Source organism: Neisseria sp. P0001.S005 (assembly GCF_051963715.1).
In genome coordinates, this window is record NZ_JBQCTZ010000682.1 from 1 (window position 1) to 404 (window position 404).

At 51.7% G+C, this 404-nt stretch carries 1 protein-coding gene; it reads left to right on the forward strand.

Annotation, left to right across the window (positions count from 1 at the left end):
* The coding region (locus ACTHSP_RS22355; protein WP_440347054.1) for a DUF4390 domain-containing protein at positions 1–348 on the forward strand (348 nt) is incomplete at its 5' end.
* Positions 349–404 lie beyond the last annotated feature (56 nt).

Here is a 404-nt window from a genome sequence, read left to right on the forward strand (position 1 = left end):
ATGTCGTCTTATAAATTCAAGTTCGACCAGCTGCTCAACAACGACAGCACGATTCAATACAAATTGTCCTTCCATCCGCTGACCAACCGTTATCGTGTTACCGTCGGTACGTTTTCTACCGAGTACGACACGCTTGAGACTGCCTTGCGTGCAGTGGGCGCGGTCGCGAATTGGAAGGTTTTGTCCAAGGGTGCGCTGAGTGACGTGGCCGCCAAAGACACGAAGGCTGAAATCCGCCTGCTGCTGACAACCGCCAAACTGCCCAAACCGTTCCAAATCAATGCCCTGACGTCTAAAAACTGGCATTTGGATTCCGGTTGGAAATCTTTGTCGGTCGTGCAGGAGTAAACCATGCGCCGCTTTCTTCTGATTGCCGCCGTATTCGCCGTTGTTTTGTTGTACGG